The organism is Tsuneonella rigui, assembly GCF_003958625.1.
GTDB lineage: Bacteria > Pseudomonadota > Alphaproteobacteria > Sphingomonadales > Sphingomonadaceae > Tsuneonella > Tsuneonella rigui.
This window is the reverse complement of sequence record NZ_RSEL01000030.1, coordinates 1-7,305: the sequence shown is the minus strand read 5'-3', so window position 1 is coordinate 7,305 and position 7,305 is coordinate 1. Positions and strand designations below refer to the sequence as shown.

General features: G+C 64.7%; 14 protein-coding genes. 4 read left to right on the top strand and 10 right to left on the bottom strand.

The genetic code is table 11. From position 1 onward, the window contains the following. Nucleotides 1-5 precede the first annotated feature (5 nt). From ELY12_RS14165 to ELY12_RS14150, 4 genes are all read left to right on the top strand, one after another. Nucleotides 6-1,118 (top strand): S-(hydroxymethyl)glutathione dehydrogenase/class III alcohol dehydrogenase, encoded by a 1,113-nt coding sequence (locus tag ELY12_RS14165; protein WP_126176144.1) that lies wholly within the window; start codon nt 6-8, stop codon nt 1,116-1,118. Nucleotides 1,119-1,128: 10 nt separating this feature from the next. Next, a complete protein-coding gene (locus tag ELY12_RS14160; protein WP_126177363.1) occupies nt 1,129-1,512 on the top strand; it encodes a VOC family protein in 384 nt (127 codons plus the stop codon). A gap of 63 nt (nt 1,513-1,575) precedes the next feature. Then, complete coding sequence (locus ELY12_RS14155; RefSeq protein ID WP_126177362.1) at nt 1,576-1,959, top strand: VOC family protein; 384 nt, start codon at nt 1,576-1,578, stop codon at nt 1,957-1,959. Between the two features lie 47 nt (nt 1,960-2,006). Next, a complete protein-coding gene (locus ELY12_RS14150; RefSeq protein WP_241229892.1) occupies nt 2,007-2,513 on the top strand; it encodes a prolyl-tRNA synthetase associated domain-containing protein in 507 nt (168 codons plus the stop codon). Nucleotides 2,514-2,581: 68 nt separating this feature from the next. Here ELY12_RS14150 and ELY12_RS14145 read toward each other — a convergent pair whose 3' ends face one another. From ELY12_RS14145 to ctrA, 10 genes are all read right to left on the bottom strand, one after another. Further along, complete coding sequence (locus ELY12_RS14145; protein ID WP_126177360.1) at nt 2,582-2,893, bottom strand: hypothetical protein; 312 nt, start codon at nt 2,891-2,893, stop codon at nt 2,582-2,584. A gap of 165 nt (nt 2,894-3,058) precedes the next feature. After that, entirely contained in the window at nt 3,059-3,280 is a 222-nt protein-coding gene (locus ELY12_RS14605) for a GDCCVxC domain-containing (seleno)protein (protein ID WP_126177359.1), read from the bottom strand. Next, nucleotides 3,277-3,702, bottom strand: coding sequence for an organomercurial transporter MerC (gene merC / locus ELY12_RS14135; RefSeq protein WP_126177358.1), 426 nt, complete (start codon nt 3,700-3,702; stop codon nt 3,277-3,279). The genes ELY12_RS14605 and merC overlap by 4 nt, the downstream gene beginning before the upstream one ends. Nucleotides 3,703-3,867: 165 nt before the next feature. Then, complete coding sequence (trmB, locus tag ELY12_RS14130) at nt 3,868-4,569, bottom strand: tRNA (guanine(46)-N(7))-methyltransferase TrmB (protein WP_126177357.1); 702 nt, start codon at nt 4,567-4,569, stop codon at nt 3,868-3,870. Beyond that, nucleotides 4,566-4,841, bottom strand: a complete 276-nt coding sequence (locus ELY12_RS14125; RefSeq protein WP_126177356.1) for a type II toxin-antitoxin system RelE/ParE family toxin — start codon at nt 4,839-4,841, stop codon at nt 4,566-4,568. The genes trmB and ELY12_RS14125 overlap by 4 nt, the downstream gene beginning before the upstream one ends. Next, a complete protein-coding gene (locus ELY12_RS14120) occupies nt 4,829-5,008 on the bottom strand; it encodes an antitoxin (protein WP_126177355.1) in 180 nt (59 codons plus the stop codon). The genes ELY12_RS14125 and ELY12_RS14120 overlap by 13 nt, the downstream gene beginning before the upstream one ends. Nucleotides 5,009-5,049: 41 nt before the next feature. After that, on the bottom strand, nt 5,050-5,817 hold the full coding sequence (locus ELY12_RS14115) for a sulfite exporter TauE/SafE family protein (RefSeq protein ID WP_126177354.1): 768 nt from the start codon (nt 5,815-5,817) through the stop codon (nt 5,050-5,052). 118 nt (nt 5,818-5,935) lie between these two features. Then, nucleotides 5,936-6,277 carry a hypothetical protein gene (locus tag ELY12_RS14110; RefSeq protein ID WP_126177353.1) on the bottom strand — a complete coding sequence of 114 codons (342 nt, stop codon included), beginning with the start codon at nt 6,275-6,277 and terminating at the stop codon, nt 5,936-5,938. A 3-nt stretch (nt 6,278-6,280) separates the two neighbouring features. Then, nucleotides 6,281-6,487: a hypervirulence associated TUDOR domain-containing protein gene (locus tag ELY12_RS14105; protein WP_126177352.1), complete on the bottom strand. Its 207-nt coding sequence runs from the start codon at nt 6,485-6,487 to the stop codon at nt 6,281-6,283. Nucleotides 6,488-6,609: 122 nt separating this feature from the next. Beyond that, nucleotides 6,610-7,305, bottom strand: a 696-nt coding sequence (gene ctrA / locus ELY12_RS14100; RefSeq protein ID WP_126177351.1) for a response regulator transcription factor CtrA, incomplete at its 5' end; no start/stop codon positions are given.

Sequence of the window (7,305 nt, the reverse complement as noted above, 5' to 3'; positions counted from 1 at the left end):
ACGCCATGAAGACCCGCGCCGCCGTCGCCTTTGCCCCCAAGCAGCCGCTGGAGATCGTCGAGCTTGACCTCGAAGGGCCCAAGGCAGGTGAGGTGCTGGTCGAGATCATGGCGACCGGCGTGTGCCACACCGATGCCTACACCCTCGACGGGCTTGACAGCGAGGGCCTGTTCCCGAGCGTGCTCGGCCACGAGGGCGCGGGGATCGTGCGCGAGGTCGGCGCGGGCGTAACCTCGGTCAAGCCGGGCGACCACGTGATCCCGCTCTACACGCCTGAGTGCGGGAAGTGTAAATCGTGCCTCAGCGGCAAGACCAACCTGTGCACCGCGATCCGGGCGACCCAAGGCAAGGGCGTGATGCCCGACGGGACGAGCCGCTTCAGCTACAAGGGCGAGACGATCTACCACTACATGGGTTGCTCGACCTTCTCGAACTTCACCGTCCTGCCCGAAATCGCGGTCGCCAAGATCCGCGAGGACGCGCCGTTCCAGACTAGCTGCTACATCGGCTGCGGGGTGACCACCGGAGTCGGCGCGGTGCTCAACACCGCCAAGGTCCAGCCGGGCGACAACGTGGTGGTGTTCGGGCTCGGCGGGATCGGGCTCAACGTGATCCAGGGCGCGAAGCTCGCGGGCGCAGGAAAGATCGTCGGCATCGACCTCAACCCGGCGCGCGAGGAATGGGGCCGCCAGTTCGGCATGACCGACTTCGTCAACACCGCCGGCATGAGGCGCGAAGACACCATCGCAGCGATCGCCGCGCTGACCGACGGCGGCGCAGACTACAGCTTCGACTGCACCGGCAACACCGAGGTCATGCGCACGGCTCTCGAGTGCTGCCATCGCGGCTGGGGCACCTCGATCATCATCGGGGTGGCCGAAGCGGGCAAGGAAATCGCCACCCGCCCGTTCCAGCTCGTCACGGGGCGCAACTGGCGCGGGACCGCGTTCGGGGGGGCCAAGGGCCGGACCGACGTGCCGAAGATCGTCGACATGTACATGGACGGCCAGATCGCGATCGACCCGATGATCACTCACGTCCTCTCGCTCGACGAGATCAACAAGGCGTTCGACCTGATGCACGCGGGCGAGAGCATCCGCAGCGTCGTCGTCTACTGAGGAGGAAGCGATGTTCAGCCACGTCATGCTCGGCGCCGACGATATCCCGGCCGCCAAGCGGTTCTACGATGCCACTATCCAGGCGCTCGGCGGGCCGGAGGGCACGATCGAAGAGATCGGGCGCATCGTGTACGAACACGCCGGCAGCCGCTTCGTCGTCCGCACGCCGCTCAACGGCGAGCCCGCGACCGGCGCCAACGGCGCGACGCTGGGTTTCCTCGCGCATTCGCCCGAGGAGGTGGATGCGTGGCACGCCGCGGGGGTGGCGGCGGGCGGGACCGACATCGAGGACCCGCCGGGACTGCGGAACGCGACCGGCGGGCGCGTGCTCTACCTCGCCTACCTGCGCGATCCGGCGGGGAACAAGCTGTGCGGATTCTACCGCGTCTCATGACGAAACGCGGTTGATTGCGGGCCCGGAATAGTTTCAAACAGGGACCGATAAGGAGGAGAAGCCATGTACAGTCACATGATGGTCGGTTCGAACGACATCGACCGGTCGAAGCAGTTCTACGACGCCACCTTCAAGGCGATCGGCGGCCGCGAGGGGATCAAGGACGACAAGGGCCGCCTGATGTACCTCCACAACGGCGGCGCGTTCCTGGTAACCCCGCCGATCGACGGCAAGCCTGCCACCGCGGGCAACGGCTGCACCATCGGCTTCGCGATGAGCCCCGAGCAGGCCGACGCCTGGCACAAGGCCGGCAGCGAGAACGGCGGCACCGCGATCGAGGATCCGCCGGGCGTCCGCGGCGAAGGTACGCCCAATGCCATGTACCTCGCCTACCTGCGCGATCCCGACGGCAACAAGCTCTGCGCGCTGCACCGCATCCAGCAATAGTGTCGATGCGCGGCCCAAAGCCCCTCCCCGCCGGGGAGGGGTTGGGGGTGGGGGTTCACCGAGGTGAATCTGGCCTGCTGGCGGACCTCGCCGCGCTCGGTATTCCCTACGCGGCGCATGAGCACGCGGCGGTATTCACCGTCGCCGAGAGCCGCCAGCTCGACGCCGGTTTCCCCGGCGCGCACACCAAAAATCTGTTCCTGAAGGACGCCGCCGGTGCGTTCTGGCTGGTCACCGTGCCGGCCGAGGCGCGCGTCGACCTCAAGGCGCTGCCGCAGGCGATCGGCTCCAAGCGCGTGAGCTTCGCCAAGCCGGAAGACATGCAGCGCCTGCTCGGCATCACGCCGGGCTCGGTCACTCCGCTGGCGATGATCAACGCCGCGCCGGGCAGCGTGACGGTGGTGCTGGAGGAGGGGCTGGCGGCGTCCGAGCGGATCAATGTGCATCCGCTGAGGAATACCGGCACCCTGGGCTTGGCTGGCACCGCAGTATTACGCCTGTTGCGCCATTGGGGTCACGAGCCGGTACGGGCGGCAATTCCGATCGTGGCATGAGCAAAAGCAGCCTGTCAGCAAACGACCCATAGCGGACATGCCCGCAAGCGGTGAAGCTGCGGAGCGGCTCACTCACATTCGTCAAAGTGCTCGCGTTCTCTGCGCAACTCGATGATCGCTCCGGTCGCGAAAAAGACCACACTTCCGAGAAGCAACCATCCTCCAAAGAAACTCGGTTCGATGGAAATGATGCCGACAGCGATCGCGAGGGGAATAGCCGCTGCGACTGACGCGGTTATGAGCCATTCGCGGCAGAGCCACCATGCAGTCAATCCCCAAAGGACTGCGGTAATTAACCAGTCGAAAGCTACAGCCGCCCAGACGAGATTTAGTCCAGCACGTTGCTGGGGGCCGAGACCCTGCAACCAACCGTCAATCATGGGGAGACCTGAGGCGTGGATTGCGGAGGTCATCAATAGCACCACTGTTCCCGTGACGATGAAGGCGCGACCTCTCACCACAGCGTGCCGATCACGTGCTTACCGATCACCGCGCCCTCCCTCGACGAGGTCTCTCCGTCGGATGAACACGACCCTCCGCCAACGTTAGCAACACTTCGTTGGAGTGCCGTTTGCCCTTGCCTCTTGGATTGGCGGACACGGAACGTCGCCATAGGAGCAGAAGACGCAGCAATCCCCAGCCAGTGGGCGTAGCTTCTCTGAGCAGTGCGGGCAGTCGTAGAAGAACCGGCAAGCGTTGGTCGGCATCGTTTCAGTCGATGCCTCTCGGCATTTGGGGCAGGTGAGCGTGGATTTGAGTTCGGTCATTTGTCCCGTTCAAACCCCCTCAGATCGTGGCCCTCCGCGACGCTCTTGGGTGCTGTCAAATCCCAGATCGCGACCGCGATCATTAGCACAAGCCCCGGATAGAGCAGCCATTCAGTTGCCATGCCATAAGTTGCCATGAGCAGTGCTGCTGCCAGCACGGCTAAGGGGCCAACGATGCCGAGAACAAATCGGAGTAGGCCCCGGCGTCGGCTCCCGCCGAGGAAGTTCGCGGCTAAGCCGATGAGCGCGAATAGCGGCAGTATGTAGCGGATCGAGACGCCTTCAAACTGGCTCAGGAAGCCCAATCCGAGAGCAGAAGCGAGACTGGCGAGGGCGGGGAAACACGCTGCGCAACTCATCGCCGCGATAATCGCACCTATGGTGCCCGTGCTGCCCGCGACGCGTGTGCCTTGGATTGTCATGGAGACGGACGGTTCCTGTTTGATGGTCGAAAAGGCGCTCAGCTATCGCACATTGGGTGAGGGCGTGTCCCTGATCGAAATCCGCTCCGACGTAAAGCCATTGGGACTTCGGCTTTCCACCCAAAGCCGGACATTCGTCGTTAGCTGCGAGCGAAATGCGACCCGCTAGCGCCGCCGAAAGCGAAAATACCACACCTCGTGCCCGTACACCGTGCGGGCCTTGTGCTCGTAGCGTGTCTCGGGCCAGCCGGAGGGGCGCTTCTCCCAGCTTGAGCGGCTCTCAACCACCCATTCGAATTCGTCGGTGAAGCGCCGCATCACCGTCAGCGCATGGCGCAAATACACCGCGTGGTCGGTACCGAAGCGGAACTCCCCGCCTGGTTTGAGCTTGTCGGCGATCATCCGCACCGGGCCGTCGTTCATCATCCGCCGCTTGGCGTGGCGCGCCTTGGGCCAGGGGTCGGGATGGAGCAGGTAGAGCATCGTCAGCGCGCCGTCGGGCACGCGGGCGAGCGCCTGCAGCGCGTCGCCGTGCTGGATGCGGACGTTGGCGAGGCCGCCATCGCGTACATGGACCAGCGCCTGGGCGACGCCGTTGACGAACGGCTCGGCGCCGATGAAGCCATGATCGGGCAACAGGTCGGCGCGATACGCGAGATGCTCGCCGCCGCCGAAGCCGATCTCGAAGTGCAGTGGCCGGTTGTCGCCGAACAGCCGCCCGGAGCTGACCTCGCCCTCCTCCGGCACCGCGATCTGCGGCAAGAGGTTGTCCACCAGCGCCTGTTGACCGGCGCGCAGCGGTTTGCCCTGGCTGCGGCCGTAGAGCCGGTTGAGCGTGGTCGGATCGCCGGGTTTGTGCGCGGTCATTCCGGTTCTCCGCGCCGGCCATGGCGGATGCCGAGAATCAAAACTTCGCCGCCGATCACTCGGTAAAGGATCAGATAGGGCTGCACGATGGACAGGGTGCGGACATCGCTCTCTCGCGGTCGACCCCGCGATGGAAAAGTGTTCAGACTTTCCCCTGCATCGATCAATCGCTGAGCAACACGCTCGGCAGCATCGCGATCGAAATGTGCAATGTAAGCGATGATCAAGTCGAGGTCGGAGAGTGCCTCGCTCGACCAGGTTACCTCAGCCATTCACGAGGCATCCGCAAATCCGGATTTTTCGCCCATTTGCGCAGGAACTTGGCGACTTCCGAATGCGGGACCACCCGCCCTGCGCGATAGTCTTCCATCGCCCGTTCAATAGCGGCCTGCTCGGCCGCGGGGTCAATATCTTCGAAGATCGGTCGCTCCGCGCTCATGGCCGCAGCTTAGCAGCGTGCCCCGGCGCAGCGCAACGACGTTACTTGAACCAGGCGGTCCAGACTCCGTAGGCGCTGGTGAGGGTCAGGACGATGCCGACGAGGATCAGCATCAGCTTGGCGGGCACGTGCTTGGCGAAGAACGCGCCGAACGGTGCCGCCAGCAATCCGCCGATCAGCAGGCCCAGCGTGGCTCCGGCGAGATCGGCGATCCCGAGGTGGTAGATGAACGCCGCGGAGACCGTGACGGTCAGGAAGAATTCGACCGAGTTGACCGTGCCGACCACCTTGCGCGGGTCGGCGCCCTGGATCAGCAGGTTGCTCGTCACCACCGGACCCCACCCGCCGCCGCCCGCCGCATCGAGGAAACCGCCGACCAGCCCGAGCGGCGCGACGTACTTCGCTTCGCGCTGCTTGGGCGGATATAGCAGGCCCTGGACCAGCAGATAAATGCCGATCATCGACAGGTAGAGAAGGACGAACGGCTTCACGACACCAGCGTCGATGTTCGACAACAGGTACGCACCGCAGACGCCGCCGATCACGCCCGGAATGAGCAGGCGGAAGAACAGCTTCGCGTCGATGTTGCGATGGAACAAATGGCTGAGGCCACTGGTCGCGGTGGTGAAGCATTCGACGATGTGCACCCGCTGCGAGGCGAGCGCGGGAGGCACCCCGAGCACCCCGACCAGCAGCGTGTTCATGATCACCCCGAACGCCATGCCGAGCGCGCCGTCGACGAGCTGGGCGGCGAAGCCGATGCCGATGAACGGCAGCAGCGCGGTCAGGTCGAAATCGCCGAAGTTCATGAGTGAGTGGTCTCGCGTGCCTTTGGCCTTAGGGCGCTGCTTAGCCGCTCCGGCGAGGACGGCAGACGCAGAATTTATCGCTTACCCCGCAAGCCAAACTAGGCAGCGCGCGCGAACCTCAGCGGGTCAGTCGCCGCCCGCGCAGCTTGGCGGCCTTGCGGTCCGCCCATTCCTTGCCCGCGTCGCCGCCCCACAGCAGCCAGGCGATGAACCCGGCCGAAGGATCGGTGTTGGAGTTCCATTTGTGCGAGCGGACCTGCTTATCGACCTCGTGCCGCGCGAAGTAGCTGTGCATCGACTTGACGTCGGTCTCGGTCACCTCGCGACGCTCGGCGAGTTGGTGCGCGCGGGCGACCCCCACGTGCGTCCCGCCGCGCCCGAACTGCTCGCGCAGGCGCAAGCCGCGCTTGGCAGCGGCCGCCATACGCAAGGTCGGTTTCCAGGTCAGGCCGGTGTCCATCGTTCAGCCCTTGCGCAGGGCCGAAGGCTTGTGCGCCGCGCGCTTACCTTCGCCGGTTTCGACCAGGTACTCGCGGTTGTCCTTCGACGCGGCGACCTTGTGCCCCTTGATCGTCATCGGCGAAGTCACCTTCTTCACCACCTTGCCGTGCGCGGTGCCGCCGTGACTGCTCCAGCTGACCCTGTCGCCCTTATGCAGTTCCTTCGCCATCCGGAGTTCCTTTCGCCTGAATGGGAGCAACGGGAGCGCCCCCCGGGCGTTCCGGACAAACGAAAACCGCCCGGGGCCTGGCGGCACCGGGCGGTTCTTTCCCCGTCCAAAAGGAACTGGTGTTAGGCGGCTTCCGCCTCTTCGCCCGGATCGCGCAGCACGTAGCCGCGGCCCCAGACGGTCTCGATGTAGTTCTCGCCGCTGCACGCGTGGCTGAGCTTCTTGCGCAGCTTGCAGATGAACACGTCGATGATCTTGAGCTCGGGTTCGTCCATCCCGCCGTAGAGGTGGTTGAGGAACATTTCCTTGGTCAGCGTGGTGCCCTTGCGGAGCGAAAGAAGCTCCAGCATCGCGTATTCCTTGCCGGTCAGGTGGACCCGCGCGCCATCGACCTCGACTGTCTTGGCATCGAGGTTCACCGCCAGCTTGCCGGTGCGGATGACCGACTGGCTGTGGCCCTTCGAACGGCGCACCACGGCGTGGATGCGGGCGACCAGCTCTTCGCGGTGGAACGGCTTGGTCACGTAATCGTCGGCGCCGAAGCCGAACGAGCGGATCTTCGAATCCATCTCGGCGATGCCCGACAGGATCAGTACCGGCGTCTGCACCTTGGCGACGCGGAGCTTCTTCAGCACGTCGTATCCGTGCATGTCTGGCAGGTTCAGGTCGAGCAGGATGATGTCGTAATCATACAGCTTGCCGAGGTCCAAGCCCTCTTCGCCGAGATCGGTCTGATAGACGTTGAACCCCTCGGTCGTGAGCATCAGCTCGATCGCCTTGGCCGTCGTCGGCTCGTCCTCGATCAGCAACACGCGCAT

Coding starts and splice junctions, on each gene's coding strand:
- ELY12_RS14110 (WP_126177353.1), bottom strand. CDS start 6,277: ATGGACACCGGCCTGACCTGGAAACCGACCTTGCGTATGGCGGCCGCT.
- merC (WP_126177358.1), bottom strand. CDS start 3,702: ATGACAATCCAAGGCACACGCGTCGCGGGCAGCACGGGCACCATAGGT.
- ELY12_RS14155 (WP_126177362.1), top strand. CDS start 1,576: ATGTACAGTCACATGATGGTCGGTTCGAACGACATCGACCGGTCGAAG.
- ELY12_RS14120 (WP_126177355.1), bottom strand. CDS start 5,008: ATGAGCGCGGAGCGACCGATCTTCGAAGATATTGACCCCGCGGCCGAG.
- ELY12_RS14160 (WP_126177363.1), top strand. CDS start 1,129: ATGTTCAGCCACGTCATGCTCGGCGCCGACGATATCCCGGCCGCCAAG.
- ELY12_RS14125 (WP_126177356.1), bottom strand. CDS start 4,841: ATGGCTGAGGTAACCTGGTCGAGCGAGGCACTCTCCGACCTCGACTTG.
- ELY12_RS14165 (WP_126176144.1), top strand. CDS start 6: ATGAAGACCCGCGCCGCCGTCGCCTTTGCCCCCAAGCAGCCGCTGGAG.
- ELY12_RS14105 (WP_126177352.1), bottom strand. CDS start 6,487: ATGGCGAAGGAACTGCATAAGGGCGACAGGGTCAGCTGGAGCAGTCAC.
- ELY12_RS14115 (WP_126177354.1), bottom strand. CDS start 5,817: ATGAACTTCGGCGATTTCGACCTGACCGCGCTGCTGCCGTTCATCGGC.
- ELY12_RS14145 (WP_126177360.1), bottom strand. CDS start 2,893: ATGATTGACGGTTGGTTGCAGGGTCTCGGCCCCCAGCAACGTGCTGGA.
- ELY12_RS14605 (WP_126177359.1), bottom strand. CDS start 3,280: ATGACCGAACTCAAATCCACGCTCACCTGCCCCAAATGCCGAGAGGCA.
- trmB (WP_126177357.1), bottom strand. CDS start 4,569: ATGACCGCGCACAAACCCGGCGATCCGACCACGCTCAACCGGCTCTAC.